12 protein-coding genes are annotated in these 16,862 nt (G+C 64.4%); 5 read left to right on the forward strand and 7 right to left on the reverse strand.

The features are described from left to right. Positions 1 to 5: 5 nt before the first annotated feature. Positions 6 to 773, reverse strand: a complete 768-nt coding sequence (locus NX773_RS02680; RefSeq protein ID WP_258854840.1) for a CPBP family intramembrane glutamic endopeptidase — start codon at positions 771 to 773, stop codon at positions 6 to 8. Between the two features lie 166 nt (positions 774 to 939). Here NX773_RS02680 and rdgB point away from each other — a divergent pair, with 166 nt between their 5' ends. Both rdgB and hemW read left to right on the forward strand, forming a co-directional pair. Further along, positions 940 to 1,524 (forward strand): RdgB/HAM1 family non-canonical purine NTP pyrophosphatase, encoded by a 585-nt coding sequence (rdgB, locus tag NX773_RS02685; RefSeq protein ID WP_258854841.1) that lies wholly within the window; start codon positions 940 to 942, stop codon positions 1,522 to 1,524. Next, the gene (gene hemW / locus NX773_RS02690; protein WP_258854842.1) at positions 1,521 to 2,753 is read left to right on the forward strand and encodes a radical SAM family heme chaperone HemW; all 1,233 of its coding nucleotides are present in this window, start codon (positions 1,521 to 1,523) and stop codon (positions 2,751 to 2,753) included. Before rdgB ends, hemW begins: the two co-directional genes overlap by 4 nt. Positions 2,754 to 2,852: 99 nt before the next feature. Here the strand turns inward: hemW and NX773_RS02695 are convergent, their stop codons facing one another. Together NX773_RS02695 and NX773_RS02700 are read right to left on the reverse strand one after the other, a co-directional pair. Next, complete coding sequence (locus tag NX773_RS02695) at positions 2,853 to 4,559, reverse strand: methyl-accepting chemotaxis protein (RefSeq protein WP_258854843.1); 1,707 nt, start codon at positions 4,557 to 4,559, stop codon at positions 2,853 to 2,855. A 266-nt stretch (positions 4,560 to 4,825) separates the two neighbouring features. Further along, positions 4,826 to 5,602: a M28 family peptidase gene (locus NX773_RS02700; protein ID WP_258854844.1), complete on the reverse strand. Its 777-nt coding sequence runs from the start codon at positions 5,600 to 5,602 to the stop codon at positions 4,826 to 4,828. Positions 5,603 to 5,820: 218 nt separating this feature from the next. Here NX773_RS02700 and NX773_RS02705 point away from each other — a divergent pair, with 218 nt between their 5' ends. Then, positions 5,821 to 7,596 (forward strand): esterase/lipase family protein, encoded by a 1,776-nt coding sequence (locus NX773_RS02705; RefSeq protein ID WP_258854845.1) that lies wholly within the window; start codon positions 5,821 to 5,823, stop codon positions 7,594 to 7,596. Then, a complete protein-coding gene (locus NX773_RS02710) occupies positions 7,590 to 9,047 on the forward strand; it encodes a T6SS immunity protein Tli4 family protein (RefSeq protein ID WP_258855831.1) in 1,458 nt (485 codons plus the stop codon). Before NX773_RS02705 ends, NX773_RS02710 begins: the two co-directional genes overlap by 7 nt. A 166-nt stretch (positions 9,048 to 9,213) precedes the next feature. Here NX773_RS02710 and NX773_RS02715 read toward each other — a convergent pair whose 3' ends face one another. From NX773_RS02715 to NX773_RS02725, 3 genes are read right to left on the reverse strand one after another with little or no spacing between them, the layout of a single operon-like run. Further along, positions 9,214 to 10,644: an efflux transporter outer membrane subunit gene (locus tag NX773_RS02715; protein WP_258854846.1), complete on the reverse strand. Its 1,431-nt coding sequence runs from the start codon at positions 10,642 to 10,644 to the stop codon at positions 9,214 to 9,216. After that, entirely contained in the window at positions 10,641 to 13,799 is a 3,159-nt protein-coding gene (locus NX773_RS02720; RefSeq protein ID WP_258854847.1) for an efflux RND transporter permease subunit, read from the reverse strand. Before NX773_RS02720 ends, NX773_RS02715 begins: the two co-directional genes overlap by 4 nt. Positions 13,800 to 13,831: 32 nt before the next feature. Beyond that, complete coding sequence (locus NX773_RS02725) at positions 13,832 to 15,043, reverse strand: efflux RND transporter periplasmic adaptor subunit (protein ID WP_258854848.1); 1,212 nt, start codon at positions 15,041 to 15,043, stop codon at positions 13,832 to 13,834. 165 nt (positions 15,044 to 15,208) lie between these two features. On the opposite strand from NX773_RS02725, the gene NX773_RS02730 reads away from it, so the two are divergent. Beyond that, a complete protein-coding gene (locus tag NX773_RS02730; RefSeq protein ID WP_258821120.1) occupies positions 15,209 to 15,811 on the forward strand; it encodes a TetR family transcriptional regulator in 603 nt (200 codons plus the stop codon). A 100-nt stretch (positions 15,812 to 15,911) separates the two neighbouring features. On the opposite strand, the gene tal is transcribed toward NX773_RS02730, so the two are convergent. Then, the gene (tal, locus tag NX773_RS02735) at positions 15,912 to 16,841 is read right to left on the reverse strand and encodes a transaldolase (RefSeq protein ID WP_258854849.1); all 930 of its coding nucleotides are present in this window, start codon (positions 16,839 to 16,841) and stop codon (positions 15,912 to 15,914) included. Between the last annotated feature and the right edge of the window lie 21 nt (positions 16,842 to 16,862).

Here is a 16,862-nt window from a genome sequence, read left to right on the forward strand (position 1 = left end):
CCCGTTCACGCCACCTCGGCATGGGTTCCGGCCTTCGCCGGAACGACGGCGCGGGCGCCTTTCACCATCACATACAAGCCCAGCCCATACTCCACCACCTTGACCGCGTGCTCGACCATCGTGTTGACGTCGGCGCCGGCCAGGTGCTCCACGTTCGAGTACATGCTCGACAAATTCAGGATCATGTGCAGCCCGACCAGCAGCCACAGGTTGTTCACGTGGTAGCGGGCCGCGGTGAACATCATGCCCGCGCCGGTGGCCATGAAGGACCACATGAAGGCATGCATCCAGTCGCCGTCCATGTAACCGTGGATCATGTGCATGGAGCCGAACAGTACGCCGTTGAGCAGGATCGCTTGCCATTGCGGCAGGCGCAGCAGGATCACGAAGATCACGCCGCGAAACAGCAGCTCCTCGCCAAATGCGTTGAAGAGCTGGATCGCGAGGTCCGAACCAATGCTGCTGCCTTCACGCGCATGCACGCCCATCGACGCGAACATCAGCACCGGCACGAAGCAGGCCAGGTAGAACGGGCTCGGTTTGAGTTCGCTGAAACCCAGGCGCACTTCGCGCCACATTCCGAACAGGTGCGTCAGCAGCAGCGGCAGCAGGATGGTGGAGGCGAAGGCGAGGAGCTTGACCTTGCCGTACGCGTCGGCCGGCACGTACGCCTTGCCGGCCTTGAGGATGAGGATCGTCAGGGCGAACTGGGCGGCGGTGCACAGCACGGCGGTGAGGGCGGGGCGCTTGTTGGCGAATTCGCGGAGGGACATGTCGTTTTCCGATCTGTTTGTTGTTGAACTGGCGCCACTGTAACGACGCCGCCCACCGCCAGCCAACGGCGTGCGACAAACTGCATGATTTCAGGGATAAGCGGTCGATACCCGGCGCGCGCGGCGGCGGTACAATACCGGTTTGCCTGATTTCGCTCCTGCCGCCATGACCCAACGCCTCGTCCTCGCTTCCAACAACGCCGGTAAACTCAAGGAATTCGCCCAGCTGCTCGCGCCGATCGGCTTCGAGCTGCACCCGCAGGGCGAGTTCAACGTGCCCGAGGCGGAAGAGCCGCACGCGACCTTTGTCGAGAACGCGCTGGCCAAGGCGCGTCACGCCGCGCGCCTGACCGGGCTGCCCGCGCTGGCCGACGATTCGGGCGTGTGCGTGAACGCGCTCGGCGGCGCGCCCGGCGTGTACTCGGCGCGCTACGCCGGCGAGCCGAAATCGGATGCGCGCAACAACGACAAGCTGGTGGCCGAGCTGGCGGCGCATGCCGACAAGACGGCGTATTACTACTGTGTGCTGGTTTACGTGCGCCACGCCGACGACCCTCAGCCGGTGATCGCCGACGGTATGTGGCGCGGCGAGATGGTCGATACGCCGCGCGGCGAAGGCGGCTTTGGCTACGACCCGTATTTCCTGGTGCCGTCGTTGGGCAAGACCGTTGCCGAGCTGGCGCCGGAAGTGAAGAACGCGATGTCGCACCGCGGGCAGGCGCTGCGCGCGCTGGTCGAGAAGCTGAAATGATCCCGATTAAACCGGTCGACGCGCGCGGCGAGCCACGCTCGCCCGCCACCGCCGCCCTGCAGTACCTGAAGCCCGGTGCGCTCAACCTGCAGGCGCTGCCGCCGCTATCGCTGTACATCCACTTCCCGTGGTGCGTGCGCAAGTGCCCGTACTGCGACTTCAACTCGCACGAGGCCAAAGGCGAGCTGCCGGAACAGGACTACCTGGACGCGCTGCGGCTGGACCTGGAGCAGTCGCTGCCGATGATCTGGGGCCGGCCGATCCGCACGATCTTCATCGGCGGCGGCACGCCCAGCCTGATGTCGGCTGCGGGCCTGGACCGGCTGCTGTCGGACGTGCGCACGCTGCTGCCGCTGGAGCTGGACGCGGAGATCACGATGGAGGCCAACCCGGGCACCTTCGAGGCCGAGAAGTTCCGCTCGTACCGCGACAGTGGCGTGAACCGGCTCTCGATCGGTATCCAGAGCTTCAACGGGGCACACCTGAAAGCGCTGGGACGCATCCACGACGAGCGCGAGGCGCGCCGCGCGGTCGAGATCGCGCAGGCGAACTTCGACAACTTCAACCTGGACCTGATGTTCGCGCTGCCGTCGCAAACACTGGACGAGGCCAGGCGCGACCTGCAAACCGCGCTGTCGTTCGCGCCGCCCCACCTGTCGATGTATCACCTGACGATGGAACCGAACACGGTGTTCGCCAAGTACCCGCCGCAGCTGCCGGGCGAGGACGAGAGCGCGGACATGCAGGATATGATTCTTGAGGCGACCGCGGCCGCCGGCTACGATCATTACGAGGTGTCGGCCTATGCGCAGCCGGGACGGCGTGCGCGCCACAACCTGAATTACTGGCAGTTCGGGGACTACCTGGGCATCGGCGCGGGCGCGCACTCGAAGCTGTCGTTCCCGCACCGGGTGCTGCGGCAGGCGCGCTTCAAGCAGCCGGCTTCTTACATGGAAGCGGCGCGCGCGGGCAATCCGGTGGCGGAAGAGCACGAGATCGCGCGCTCTGACCTGGGCTTTGAGTTCATGCTCAATGCGCTGCGGCTGACGGAAGGGTTCGATCCGAACCTGTTCGGCGAGCGCACGGGATTGGGTATCAACGCGATTGACAGGCAGCTGAACGAGGCGGAGGCGAAGGGGCTGCTGTACCGCGACCACAAGCTTATCCGGCCGACGGAGCTGGGGCAGCGGTTCCTGAATGATCTGCAGGAGATGTTCCTGGCCGAGTGAAGTCGGTAGGGTGGGCGGGTTTCCCGCCCACGCGTCCAGGTCACGCATGCACTGGTTGAACGCGTGGGCAGGAAACCTGCCCACCCTACCGTGGCAACGTCAGAATTGTTCCCAGTTGCCGCCAGCGCTCTCCAGCTCGGGCTCGCGCCGCCGCGCGGGGCGCTGGACGGGAGTGGCTTTTTGCGCAATGCGTTTGGGCGCCGGCGCGGTCCTCGCCACCGCGCGCGGCGTGGCCGGTACCGGCACGCTGTGGCCAGCGCCCAGCCTGAAGCGGCTCGCGGCCGCTGCCAGCCGCGCCGACTGCTCTTGCATGCTGGCCGCCGCTGCGGCGGCTTCCTCGACCAACGCGGCATTTTCCTGCGTCGCGCGGTCCATGTGCGTGATCGCTTCATTCACCTGGTCGATGCCGGCGCTTTGCTCGCGGCTGGCGGCAGTGATCTCGGCCATGATGTCGGTCACGCGCGCGACGCTGTCCACCACTTCCTTGATCGTCGCACCGGCGCGCTGCACCAGTTCCGTGCCCTGGTTCACCTGCTCGACCGAGTCGCCGATCAGGGTCTTGATCTCCTTGGCCGCGGCGGCGGAACGCTGCGCCAGGTTGCGCACCTCCGAGGCCACCACCGCGAAGCCGCGTCCCTGCTCGCCCGCGCGCGCCGCTTCCACGGCGGCGTTAAGCGCCAGGATGTTGGTCTGGAAGGCGATGCCGTCGATGACGCCGATGATGTCCACGATCTTGCGCGAGGAGGCGTCGATCGAGCCCATCGTGTCGACCACCTTGCCGACGATCTCGCCGCCGCGGCCGGCCACGGTCGATGCCGCCTGCGCCAGCTGGTTGGCCTGGCCGGCGTTGTCGGCGTTGTGGCGCACGGTCGTGGTCAGCTCTTCCATCGACGATGCCGTCTCTTCCAGCGCACTGGCCTGCTGCTCGGTGCGCGCCGACAGATCCAGGTTGCCGCTGGCGATTTCGCCCGAGGCGCCCGCGATGGCGTGGGTGCCGGCCTGGACCTCGCCCACCAGTTTGGCCAGGCCGTCGTTCATCTGCTGCAGCGCGCGCATCAGGTCGCCCACCTCGTCCTTCGGCTGGGCCGTGAACACGGTGGTCAGGTCGCCGCTGGCCACCGCCTGCGACACTTTCACGGCCGAGGCCAGCGGACGGGTGATCGAGCGCGCCAGCAGGAAGGCGCACACGGCACCGAACGCCAGCATCAGCGCGCCCAGCAGGACGCACAGCATGGTGTCGCGCTCGGTCGCCGTTTCGATGCGGTCGGCCATGTCGTCGCTGATGCGGCGCTCCAGCTTGAGCATCTCCTCGACGCCCGCCTTGTAGGCGTCGGTGGCGGGCGTGAACACTTCCTTGTAGAGGCGGTCGGCTTCCTCGAGCTGGCCGGCCTTCTTGGCCTCGATCACGGCGTTCTTGGCGGCCTGGTACTTGTTGCGTGTCTCGTTGAGCGAGGCAAACGCCGCTTTTTCTTCATCGGTCACCAGCCGGCTCTGGATCTTCTTCATCACCGCGCTGCCTTCGCGCGTGCCTTCGGCAATCGCCTTGGCGAAGGTCACGCCGAGGTTGGTGTCGGTGCTGCCCGCCACCATCGCGGTGCGCCAGACGCCGCTCATGATGAGGGTCTTCATGTCGGCCGCGAGCCGTTCCGTGACGATGGGGTCGGCCATCATCTGGCGCATCGAGGCAACACTGCTGCGCGCGTTGAGCAAGGCGTAGGTGGTCGAGACGATCGACAATCCAAGAATGAGGGCAAAGCCAAGGGCGAGGCGGGTCCCGATCCGCAGGTTCTGGAAATATTGTCTCATTTGATATAGTTGATATAGATGAATCGACGTTGAGACGATTATGACCGATCCCGCTCGATCATGGTGCAAAAGTGTTGCATTCGGGCAAAAAATGTTGCCGGGGGCTTGACGCCGTCGCCCTGGAGTGGAAGAGAGGCAGCAGACTGGTTGGGGCGCCTGGCTCTCCTTGTATGGACGTTGCTGCGTCTGATTATGCCTGAGTAATTACTCGGCGCGCATAAGTAGTTCCCGATAGTGAATTTCTGCAACACTGAGGTGGTCCAGCGTCACCCCGAGGTCGTTCCAGCCAGCGCCGCGATGGCGCGCGACAGCCCGGCCACGGCGCGCGCCATCGATGTGTAGTCGAGCTTATCGGTGGTGTCCGATGCGGTGTCGTAGTAGGGGGAGCGCAAGAATGCGGTGTCGGTGAGCATCAGGGCCGGGTAGCCAGGGCCGGACAGGGTGAGGCCCTGCACGTAAGCTGGTGCGGCCAATCCCTGGGCCGGAAGATCGGGGCCGGCACGAAATGCCGCCAGTGCCTGCGCGACCAGGTGCGAGGATGCGCGCGCGCCGACAAACGCGATGAAATTGCCGCTGTCCGCGGAGCCATCGTCGACGAAAAACGCGAACCGGATTTCGGTCCCCCGGCTTGGATGCATGGTTTTCAGCAGTCGTGCCAGTTCGAGCACGGCGGCCGTGCCGCTGCCGTCGTTGTTGGCACCCGGCGCCGCGCCGTAGCGCGCGCCGATGATGAAGATGCGGTCCGGGCGCGCATCTGCCCCAAGGTTGGCAAGCGAAACCTCGACATTGCACGCGGTGAAGTAGCCGGCCTGGTATTGCTGCCGGCGTACCCGGTAGCCTTGCTCCGCCAGTGTGTCCTCGATGTAGCTTGCGACGGCGCTGGCTTTGTTGTGTTCGCCCGACGCGATCGCCTCGACGTGGGTGCGCAGGCGGGCGGCCAGCTCGGGCGTAGCGGCGCCGGGGCTCATCGTGATCACAGCCAGCAACACGAGGATGGCGAGCGCGACAATGACTTTCCAATGGGTGGCAAGAAAGGTTCGCATGGCAGTCTGCCGGCGCGAAAGGGGCGCCGCTCAACTGATAGACCCGGCAGGCGCGGCCAAGTTCGCGCACTCCCGTCCGTTGCTAGCAAAGCCGCTTCCGTATGTGAGTAAGCAAGAATCTTTACCAAGATCAAATATGGCGGGAGCGCTGCCACCTACGATGGTCGGATTCCGTGAGCACAGTGACGCTTGGCAAATCGAGCAAGGTGACGTACACGATGACAACTGCAGACTACCCGTTACCCGTGCAACAACATGGCGGAACCCGGCAAGCGGAAGGCTTTGCGACGCCTCAGCAGGACAAAAGACTGCAATGCGCACGTTTTCCGCCCCCACGCGTTTTGCCTGTCATCTTTTTGCCGGGAATCATGGGATCGAATCTGCGCTTGAGTGCGCAGCGGCAACAGGAACTGAAGCAGAAGGATAACATCGCTTGGCGGCCGGACAGTCTTGGTGCTTCCAACATTCGCAGGAACGCGCAAGACAGACCACGCGACCGACAACTCAGGCTAGACCCGTTGCAGACAACTGTGGACATCTACGACCTGTCGGGGCCGAGCGAGGTTAATGGTGACGGTCGCCATGTCAACGTGGAGCTCGACGGCAGTTTTCATTCCCCGCTATTGATGGATGACCTGCCTACGGCAACCAACGGTCGAACCGCCGTGCAAAAGGCACGGGCGCGTGGATGGGGCGAAGTCTTCTTTAAGAGCTATGGACAGTTGCTCCAGCACCTCGAGTCGCGCTTGAACAATACGTTCTCCGAAGGCGAATTGCGACAGGAGTGGCGCGACGTGGTCGGGGTTGACCCAAGTGTCTGGGGCGCGGATCAACGCCTGCCGCTGCAAGCGTTGAGCGAGGACGAACTCAAGAAGGTCGCCATGGACTGCTGGTTTGCGGTGTACGCATTTGGCTATAACTGGCTGCAATCCAATGGCGATAGCGCGAAGATCATCGCCAAGCGCATCGAACAGGTTATCGGCGATCTGACTCGGTCAGGTTATGAGTGCAACCAGGTCATCGTCGTGACGCACTCCATGGGTGGCCTGGTTGGCCGGGCGCTGATTCACCCGAAATATGGAAATTTGCAGGACAAGGTGCTGGGCATCGTTCATGGCGTAATGCCCGCGATCGGCGCGCCAGCCGCGTACAAGCGCATGAGAGCCGGATTCGAGGATCCTGGCATGATGAGCAGCCCAACTGAAAGCCTCGGCGCGAAAGTGGCAGGAAATTTTGGCGATGAGGTTACAGCTGTGCTGGCGAATGCTCCGGGCGGACTGCAACTATTGCCGACAGAGTCTTATGGCAATGGCTGGCTACGTGTGAAGCACAATGGGTGCGACCTCGATTCATGGCCGAAACAGGGGGATCCATATAAAGAAATCTACAAGACACGCGGGAAATGGTATTCCCTGTTCCGCGAAGAATGGATCAACCCGTCGGGCTGGCCTCAGGATAGAGGCGGAGGAACGTTCGAACGGACGTGCAACTATGTTGAGAAAGCCCAGAATTTCCACCAAACCATCGCTAACACATTTCATCCTAACAGCTATGCACATTATGGCGCCGATCCGGGGCGGCAAAGCTTCGGCGAGGTCGTATGGGAAATCGACAAGAACTGCGCCGACCCCAATGGCTGGCAGGAATGGCCGATCCTTAGCGATACACGCCAAGGTAGCGTTGAACTTGTTCGTCGGAAAGATAACTCTGATAACAAGGCATTCAGCCCATGGATCGCTACGCCACGCATGCCGCAGGCGGGGGGTAGCGAAATCGCCGAGTCGATTCATGCCTCAATCCGTCCACCCTCGGCGTCCGGTGACCAGACGGTTCCTATCCGATCTGCCGACTATCAGTTGACAAGTGGAGTGCTCAAGGGGGTGTTTCGCCAGATTGGCTATGAACACCAGTCAAGCTGCAAAGATCCGCGGGCCATCGCTGCGACCTTGTACAGCATTGTCCGCGTCGCGCAGACAGCAACGTGGAAATGCTGAAAGGCATACTGATGAACACCGCCATCGGACGCCTGGTCCTCGTTTCTTTCGCCGCTGCGATGTTGATTCAGACCGCTTGTAACAGTAGTCAAAAAGAATGGAAGACATCAAAAATGATTACCCTTACTTCCCGCCTGCAATCGATGTTTGAGAGAACAAAGACTGTGTGCTTCGGGCGCTTTATGGTAGATGTGCCGGCGTCAGCTACAGTCGTATGGGGCGATGCAGCTGTTTCGTTAGGCGTGAACGTCTACCCCGGTGGATTCGATGAGGTCCAATTGATGGCTCAGAAGTTCATTGAAGAGCTAAAGAGCGAAAAGGCAATATATCACAACGATGTCCCTTTGCTGATTTCAGTTGACCGCGTAAGCCAGCCTGAAGGAAGAATCGTTACCGGTTACGATGGCTTTGAGGCCATCAATGACCTTAGAATTAACGGGTACTTTAAACTGAAGGACGATGGCCTTATTATCGATGCGCGTCCCTTGAAAGACCGTAAAGATGCGGTCATCGCAAACATCACGAGCATTGCCCGACGCCTACGACAGAGGACTGAAGACGAAATCCCTGCCGAACCCGGTAATTGCATCGAACACGCATTCTTGAGCGACAAGCCAAATCCGACGTCGGACGATCTTCTCGAACATATCCGGGTCGGATTCCGCTTGAAGGAGTTCCCGGACGCGCACTTCTCGATCTATGTCGCGCCGTCGAATCCCCATGATCCTGAAGGCGATTCGCTTGAAACGCAGACGAAGCGCTTTTTCGAAGACCCGGCAACACCGGACGAAAAAAAGATGCTTGCCGCGATCAAGGTCTTGCGCCGCAGCGCCCGGCAGATCCACGACTGGCACACGGGCTTTGAAGCACTCATGCGTATGCCGGACGAGGATGGGTCACACGCACACCACGAGTTCCAGATGAAATTTACTGGCGTCCCGCACGACGTGTTGCAACCGTATGCCGATATCCAGTTTCAGACTGGTGTGGCGAACGACGCCGCAGGTGCGACGAAGGCGGGCCTCACGGACGAAGAGGCGATCGCGGTCTGGGACAAAATCACCAGTACCATTCGCGTGCGGCCGACGGGTTCTGCTGCAGTAGCGACAAGCGAGGCTGATCAGGCCCCCAGGCTGCTACTGGGAGAACTGGCGGCCACCGGACGGGTATGCCCGCAAACCGGGTGGTGGGAGTCCGCCGAACCAGGCGAGGTGCAGGGTGGCCGCCGCCAGCACTTCAAGGCCGGCGAACGCATGCCGCGCGTTGTCCTGCTCGGAGAACCGTCATTGTGGCAAAGGCTCAAGGGCCAACGGTCTGCTTCTTACAGCATGGCGACCATGTGGAAGCTTGTGGACTATGCGCCACCGGCGCCACCAACGATCGCACAAGCGGCCACCGACACCAGCCAGGGCCAGGGCCGGGACGATGTGGCGCCACGAAAGGACGGTTGAGCGACCCGCAATGCGAATCGGCGGCGTCGACGTCCAGCTAACGCAATTCCGGCCTGCTGGCACTGGTTGAACGCGTGGGCGGGAATCCGCCCACCCTACATTCGCGCCAAAAAAGAAAAAAGGGTTCCGGCTTGCGCGGGAACCCTTGGTTGCGGATGCGGCAGGCTTATGCCCCCGGCGTCGCCGTCCCGCTCCAGCCGCCACCGAGCACGCGGTACAGCGTGACCTGGTTCTGCAGCCGCGCCAGGTTGGCCTGCACTGCCGTCAACTGGGCCTGGAACAGCGAACGCTGGGCGTCCAGCAGGTCGAGGTAGCTGGCGGTGCCGGTGCGGTAGCGCTGGTTGACCAGGCTGAAGCGGTTTGCCTCGGTGTCGGCCGAGCTGCGCGCGGCGCGCAGCTGCTCGGCGAACGTGGCCTGGCCGGCCAGCGCGTCGGACACCTCGCGGAACGCGGTCTGGATCGAGCGCTCGTACTGCGCCACCGCGATGTCGCGCCCGGCCTTGGCCGATTCGACGCCGGCACGGGTACGGCCGAAGTCGAAGATCGGCATCGTGATGTTCTGCTGGAACTGCCAGCCATACGAGCCGCTGGAGAACAGGTTCGACAACTGCGTGCTGGCGCTGCCGCCGTTCGCGGTCAGGGCGATGCGCGGGAAGTAGGCCGCGCGCGCCGCGCCGATGTTGGCGTTGGCGGCGATCAGCTGCTGCTCGGCGGCGCGGATGTCCGGGCGCTCGGCCAGCAGGTCCGACGGCAGGCCGGCCGGCAGGTCGGGCAGGTTGGTCGCGGCCAGCGTGCTACCAGCCGGCAGCGCGCCCGGGATCGGCTGGCCGATCAGGAGCGTGAGCAGGTTGTCGTCCTGCGCGCGCTGGCGCAGCTGTTGCTGCAGCACGAAGCGGGCGTTGTCCACCAGCGACTGCGCCGAGTCCAGGTCGATGCGCGAGGCCACGCCGTTCTCGAAGCGCAGGCGGATCAGGCGCAGCGACTCTTCGCGCGTCTTGAGCGTGTCGCGGGTGAGGGCGAGCTGCTCGTCGTCGGCCAGGGCCAGCAGGTAGGCGTTGGCGACCGAGGCGATCAGGCTGATCTGCGCCGACTTGCGCGCTTCCTCGGTGGCCAGGAACTGCGCCAGCGCCGCCTGCGACAGGTTGCGCACGCGCCCGAACAGGTCGAGCTCGAAGGCGGACACGCCGATGCCGGCCTGGTACACGCTCGTGATCGTGTCAACGCCGTTGACCTGGGTGCTCTGGCGGTTGCCGTTGAAGGCGGCCGACAGCGCCGGGAACTGCTGCGAGCGCGTGATCTGGTACTGCGCGCGTACCTGTTCGATGTTGGCGATCGAGATGCGCAGGTCGCGGTTGTTGGTCAGCGCGATGTTGATCAGCTGCTGCAGGCGCGGGTCGGTAAAGAACTGCTGCCAGGCGATCGTGGCAGGCGCCTGGGCCGCCACCGGGTTGCCGCTGGCGTTGGTGCCGCCCACGGTCGGGAAGCTGCCGGCCACGGGCGCCGCCGGGCGCTCATACTTGGGCGCCAGGTTCACGCAGCCGGCAAGCGCCATGGCCAGGGCCAGCGGCGTGGCGAAGAGCTTGATTTTTCCAATCATATTTTTTCCTCGATTTGGGCCGCGGCTTCCTGCTCGTGCGCATACATTTTGCGCTGGCGCTCGCTGCCCTTGAAAATGCTGCGGATCACGACGAAGAACACCGGCACGAAGAACACGCCGAGCGCGGTGGCGGCCAGCATGCCGCCCATCACGCCGGTGCCGATCGCGCGTTGCGAGGCCGCGCCCGCACCGCCGGCGATCACCAGCGGCAGCACGCCCAGGATGAAGGCCATCGACGTCATCAGGATCGGGCGGAAGCGCAGGTGGCAGGCCTTGATCGCCGCTTCCACCACCGACATGCCCTGCGCCTGCAGGTCTTTGGCGAACTCGATGATCAGCACCGCGTTCTTTGCGCCCAGGCCGATGATCGTGATCAGGCCCACCTTGAAGTACACGTCGTTGGGCAGCCCGCGCATGGTGGCCGCCAGCAGCGCGCCGAGCACGCCCAGCGGCACTACCAGCAGCACCGCCACCGGGATCGACCAGCTTTCATACAGCGCGGCCAAGGCCAGGAACACGGCCAGCAGCGAGAAGCCGATCAGCACGAACACGGTCGAGCCGGCGAGGATCTCCTCGCGCGACTGGCCGGTCCATTCGAACGCAAAGCCGGCCGGCAGCTGGCCCGCCAGGCGCTCCATCTCGGCCAGCGCCTCGCCCGACGAGTGGCCCGGGGCCGGTTCGCCGGTGATGCTCATGGCCGGGTAGCCGTTGTAGCGCACGGTCTGCATCGGGCCGGTAACCCAGTGCGTGGTCGCGAATGCCGACAGCGGCACCGGCTGGCCCTTGGTGTTGAGCGCGTTGATCTTCAACAGGTCTCCCGGCTGCATGCGCGACGGCGCGTCGGCCTGCACCACCACCCGCTGCAGGCGGCCGGCGTTCGGGAAGTCGTTGATGTAGCTTGACCCCAGCGTGGTCGAGATCGCGGTGTTGATCGCGTCAAAGGTCACGCCCAGCGCCTGCGCCTTGTCGCGGTCGATATCGAGCGACAGCTGCGGTGCGTCTTCCAGGCCTTCCGGACGGATGCCGGTCAGCACCGGGCTCTTCATCGCCATGCCCAGCAGCTGATTGCGCGCGGCGAGCAGGGCGTTGTGGCCGGCGCCGCCGCGGTCCTGCAGGCGGAACGAGAAGCCGGCGCCGCGGCCCAGTTCGGGAATCGGCGGCGGGCTGATCGCGAAGATGAACGCGTCGCGCAGGCCCATCAGGCGGCCGGTGATGCGGCCGGCCAGGTCTTGCGCACTGTGGCCTGCGCCTTTGCGCTCGTCCCACGGTTTCAGGATGATGAAGCCCAGGCCCATGTTCTGGCCCTGGCCGGAGAACGAGAAGCCGGTCACGGCCACCATGTCCGACACCTCCGGCTGCTTGAGGATGAAGTCCTCGGCCTGGTTCAGCACGGCGCGGGTACGCTCCGCGGTGGCGCCCGGCGGCAGCTGGATGTTGGCGATGATGTAGCCCTGGTCCTCGTTCGGCAGGAACGAGTTGGGCATGCGGGTGAAGATCAGCGCGACCACGGCGGCAACGACGCCGAACACCACCATGGCGCGGCCGGTGCGGCGCAGGATGCGCGCGACCAGGCTTTCATAGTCGCGGGCGCCGCGCGCAAAGCTGCGGTTGAACCAGCCGAAGAAGCCGCGCTTTTCGATGTGGTGGCCCGCTTCCACGGGTTTGAGCAGGTGCGCGCACAGCGCCGGCGTGAGCGACAGCGCCATGAAGGCCGAGAAGGCGATCGAGGACACCATCACCGCCGAGAACTGGCGATAGATGTTGCCGACCGCGCCGGCGAAGAACGCCAGCGGCACGAACACGGAGATCAGCACCACGGTCACGCCGATGATGGCGCCCGAAATCTGGCTCATCGCCTTGCGCGTGGCCAGCAGCGGCGGCAAGCCTTCCTCGCTCATGATGCGCTCGACGTTCTCGACCACCACGATGGCGTCGTCCACCACGATACCGATCACCAGCACCATGCCGAACATGGTCAGCACGTTGATCGAGAAGCCGAGCGCGAGCAGGGTCGCGAACGAGCCGAGCAGCGCGACCGGCACCACGATGGTCGGAATCAGGGTGTAGCGGATGTTCTGCAGGAACAGGTACATCACGAGGAACACCAGGAACACGGCCTCGACCAGGGTTTCCACCACTTGCTTGATCGAGATGTCGATGAACTTCGTGCTGTCGTAAGGAATCGAGTACTTCATGCCTTTCGGGAAGTACTTGGACAGCTCCTGCATGCGGGCCTTGATCAGGTTGCCGGTCTGGAGCGCGTTACCGGTCGGCGACAGCTGCACGCCGATGCCGGTGGACGAGCGCCCGTTCAGGCGCGCGCTGGTGGCGTAGCTCTGGCCGCCGATCTCGATGCGGGCCACGTCCTTGAGCCGCACGGTCGAGCCGTCCGGGTTGGCGCGCAGCACGATGTTGCCGAACTGCTCGATGGTCGACAACTGGCCGGTGACCACCACGGTGGCCGTGATCTGCTGCCCGGCGGCCAGCGGCAGGTCGCCGATGGTGCCGGATGCGACCTGGGCGTTCTGCTGGCGGATCGCGTTGTTCACGTCGTTGGGCGACAGATTGAAGCCGACCAGCTTGGCCGGGTCGATCCAGATCCGCATCGCCTTCTCGGTACCAAACAGCTGGGCCTGGCCGACGCCGTCGATACGCTGGATTTCAGGCAGCACGTTGCGCGAGGCATAGTCGCCGAGCGCGATCGGGTCCCAGTTGGGGTCGTCCGACGAGAGGATGGTAAACAGCAGGAAGTTGGAGCGCGCCTTGTCCACGCGCACGCCCTGCTGGACCACGGCCTGCGGCAGGCGCGGGGTGGCGCGCGACAGGCGGTTCTGGACGTCCACCTGGGCCAGGTCGGGGTTGGTGCCGGTCTCGAAGCTGATGGTGATCGAGCCGGTGCCGTTGGCCTGGCTGGTCGATTCCATGTACACCATGCCGGGCGAGCCGTTCATCTCGCGCTCGATGACGGAAATCACCGAGTCCTCGAGGGTCTGAGCCGAAGCGCCCGGGTAGGCCACCGAGACCACGATGGTCGGCGGCGCCACGGTCGGGTATTGAGCGATCGGCAATTGCTTGATCGCGACGCCGCCCAGCACCATGATGAACAGGGCGATCACCCAGGCAAAGATGGGGCGGTCAATAAAAAAACGTGCCATTGGAAAATCCTGTTTCTATCCGTTTGCTGCGATTAGCGGCTGGCGGCCGGGCTTGACGCCTTGGCGGCGGCGCCTTCGGCCGCCGGCGTCCACGGCACCGGCTTGACCGGCGTGCCGGGGGGCAGCATCGCGATTTTCTGGAAGCCATCGACCATCACCTGCTCGCCGGCCTTCAGGCCGTCGGTGACGACCCAGTCGCTGCCCTGCTGGGACGCGATTTTGACCACGCGCGGGGCCGGCTTGTTGTCGGCGCCGATCACCATCAGGCTGTCGCCCTGGGCGCCGCCGCGGGTGACGGCTTGCTGCGGCACCAGGATGCCGTTGGGCAGCTCGGCCTGGGCCACGCGCACGCGCACATACTGGCCCGGCAGCAGCGAGCGGTCCGGGTTCGGCATTTCGGCGCGCAGGGTCAGCTGGCCGGTGCCCTGGTCCACGGTGACGTCCGAGAACAGCAGGCGGCCCTGGCGCGGCAGCGTGCTGCCGTCATCCAGCACCACGGTCACCGGCATGCCGGACGAGACGTTCTTCTCGCCGGCCTGGCGGCGCAGGCGCTGCAGCTCGGAAGCGGACTGGGTGATGTTCAGGTACACCTTGTCCAGCTGCTGGATGGTGGCCAGCTGGGTTGCCTCGGTGGCGGATACCAGCGCGCCCTCGGTGACCATGGCGCGGCCGATGCGGCCGGCGATCGGCGCATAGACGTTGGCATAGTCATAATTGATCTGGGCGATGCGCAGCGCCGCCTTGGCCGAGTTCACGTCCGACTCGGCCTGCTTTTGGGCGGCCACGGCGTTGGTGTACTCCTGCTTGCTCACGGCCTCGGCGGCCACCAGCGGCTTGTAGCGTTCGGCCTGGGCGGTGGCCGACGCCAGCGCGGCCTCCGCCTTGCCCAGCGCGGCCTTGGCCGAGTTGACTTGCGCCTCGTACGGCTGCGGGTCGATCTGGAACAGCGACTGGCCCTGCTTGACTTCGCTGCCCTCGGTAAACAGGCGCTTGAGCACCACGCCGTTCACGCGCGCGCGCACCTGGGCCACGCGGAACGCGTCCACGCGCGCCGGCAGTTCAGTCTGCAGCGCGACCGGCTGGAACTTGGTGGTGATGACGCCGACTTCGGGCGCCGGCATCTTGCCGCCGGGGGCGCCGGGCGCCGCTTCTTTCTGGCCGCAGGCCGACAGCAGGGTCAGCGCCGCCAGGGTGCTCACGGCAACCCGGGTCAGGGACAGGTGGGAGGAGTTTGCAGAACGCATTCCTTGTGCTTCCTTCTCTTCTTTGTGGACATCAGCAACAAAACCACCCCGGCGGAACGATCCTTGCTCCGCTACGGCGTCGTCACTGGCTTTTACGAAATTTTGGAGATACTATCACGGATGTATGTTTAATGTTTTCAACCCACCAAAAACCGCGGAGTAGGCATGGCCCGCAAGACCAAGGAAGAGGCGGCGGCCACCCGTGACCGCATTTTGGATGCTGCAGAGCAGTTGTTTGCGGAACATGGCGTGTCGCGCACGACCTTGCAGCATATCGCAACGGCCGCCGGCGTGACGCGCGGGGCCATATACTGGCACTTCGACGACAAAGTGGCCCTGTTCAACGCGATGCTGGAGCGCGTGATCATGCCGCTCGAGTCGGCTCTGGTCCAGCTGGACACCGAAGACCCGCTGCGCGATTTGCGCGAGTACATGCTGGCCGGCCTGCGCAAGACGGTGCAGGATGAGCGCGCCCGGCGCGTGTTCGAGATCGCGGCGCTGAAGATGGAATTCGTCGGCGAGCTGGAGGCGGCGCGCGTTCGCCGGCACCAGTGCCTGCAGACGTGGATGGAGCGTTCGGAAGAGCGCATCAAGTGCGCGGCCGAGCGCGGCGAGTTGCGCGAGGGTGTGGTGCCGCGCGCCGTGGCGCTGACCATGTGGTCGCTGGCGGAGGGCTTGATCCGCAGCTGGCTGTTCGAGCAGGCGTTCGATTTGGTCGAGGTGGGCACGCAGGCGGTGGATGCGCAGATTAACGGCTTGCGGCGTTGAGCTTCAGGCCTGCAGGCGTCAGCTGGACGCGTGGGCAGGAAACCTGCCCACCCTACGCTGCTTAATGTAGGGTGGGCGGGTCCCCCGCCCACGCGTTCGATCAGCGCATCGATTCGATCATCTGCTTGAGCTTGCCCGAGTCGGCGCAGAACGCGCGGATGCCTTCGGCCAGCTTTTCGGTGGCCATCGCGTCTTCGTTGAGCATGAAGCGGAAGGTCTTTTCGTCCATGGCGATCTTTTCGATCGCCGCGCCCGCGTCCGGGCTCAGCTTGCGCTCGACCGCGCCGCTCGCATCGGCCAGCTTTTGCAGCAGGTCAGGCGAAATGGTCAGCAGGTCGCAGCCGGCCAGTTCCAGGATCTGCGAGGTGTTGCGGAAGCTCGCGCCCATCACTTCGGTCTTGTAGCCGAACTTGCGGTAGTACTGGTAGATCCGCTTGACCGACTGCACGCCCGGGTCGTCCGCGCCCTGGTAGTCGATGCCGGTCGACTTCTTGTACCAGTCGTAGATGCGGCCGACGAACGGCGAGATCAGCTGCACATTGGCCTGGGCACAGGCGATCGCCTGGCACAGCGAGAACAGCAGCGTCAGGTTGCAGCGGATGCCTTCGCGCTCCAGGATCTCGGCCGCGCGGATGCCTTCCCACGTCGATGCGATCTTGATCAGGACGCGCTTGCGGTCGATGCCCGCTTCTTCATACAGCGCGATCAGCTCGCGGCCCTTGGCGACCGTCGCTTCCGTATCGAAGGACAGGGCGGCGTCGATTTCGGTCGAGACCCGGCCCGGCACGTACTTGAGGATCTCGGTGCCGAACGCGATCAGCAGGCGGTCGATGATCTCGCCGGTCGAGGCTTTCGGGAAGTCGGCGATGGTTTTTTCGAGCAGCGGGCGGTACTCCGGCTTTTGCACGGCCTTCAGGATCAGCGACGGGTTGGTGGTCGCATCCTGCGGCGCATAGGCCTTGATCGACTGGAAGTCGCCAGTGTCGGCGACGACGGTGGTGTACTGCTTCAGTTGTTCGAGCTGGTTCATGTGCGTGGTCTGTTAGGGATG

Source organism: Massilia solisilvae, assembly GCF_024753215.1.
Lineage (GTDB): Bacteria > Pseudomonadota > Gammaproteobacteria > Burkholderiales > Burkholderiaceae_D > Telluria > Telluria solisilvae.

Coding starts and splice junctions, on each gene's coding strand:
- NX773_RS02680 (WP_258854840.1), bottom strand. CDS start 773: ATGTCCCTCCGCGAATTCGCCAACAAGCGCCCCGCCCTCACCGCCGTG.
- rdgB (WP_258854841.1), top strand. CDS start 940: ATGACCCAACGCCTCGTCCTCGCTTCCAACAACGCCGGTAAACTCAAG.
- hemW (WP_258854842.1), top strand. CDS start 1,521: ATGATCCCGATTAAACCGGTCGACGCGCGCGGCGAGCCACGCTCGCCC.
- NX773_RS02695 (WP_258854843.1), bottom strand. CDS start 4,559: ATGAGACAATATTTCCAGAACCTGCGGATCGGGACCCGCCTCGCCCTT.
- NX773_RS02700 (WP_258854844.1), bottom strand. CDS start 5,602: ATGCGAACCTTTCTTGCCACCCATTGGAAAGTCATTGTCGCGCTCGCC.
- NX773_RS02705 (WP_258854845.1), top strand. CDS start 5,821: ATGACAACTGCAGACTACCCGTTACCCGTGCAACAACATGGCGGAACC.
- NX773_RS02710 (WP_258855831.1), top strand. CDS start 7,590: ATGCTGAAAGGCATACTGATGAACACCGCCATCGGACGCCTGGTCCTC.
- NX773_RS02715 (WP_258854846.1), bottom strand. CDS start 10,644: ATGATTGGAAAAATCAAGCTCTTCGCCACGCCGCTGGCCCTGGCCATG.
- NX773_RS02720 (WP_258854847.1), bottom strand. CDS start 13,799: ATGGCACGTTTTTTTATTGACCGCCCCATCTTTGCCTGGGTGATCGCC.
- NX773_RS02725 (WP_258854848.1), bottom strand. CDS start 15,043: ATGCGTTCTGCAAACTCCTCCCACCTGTCCCTGACCCGGGTTGCCGTG.
- NX773_RS02730 (WP_258821120.1), top strand. CDS start 15,209: ATGGCCCGCAAGACCAAGGAAGAGGCGGCGGCCACCCGTGACCGCATT.
- tal (WP_258854849.1), bottom strand. CDS start 16,841: ATGAACCAGCTCGAACAACTGAAGCAGTACACCACCGTCGTCGCCGAC.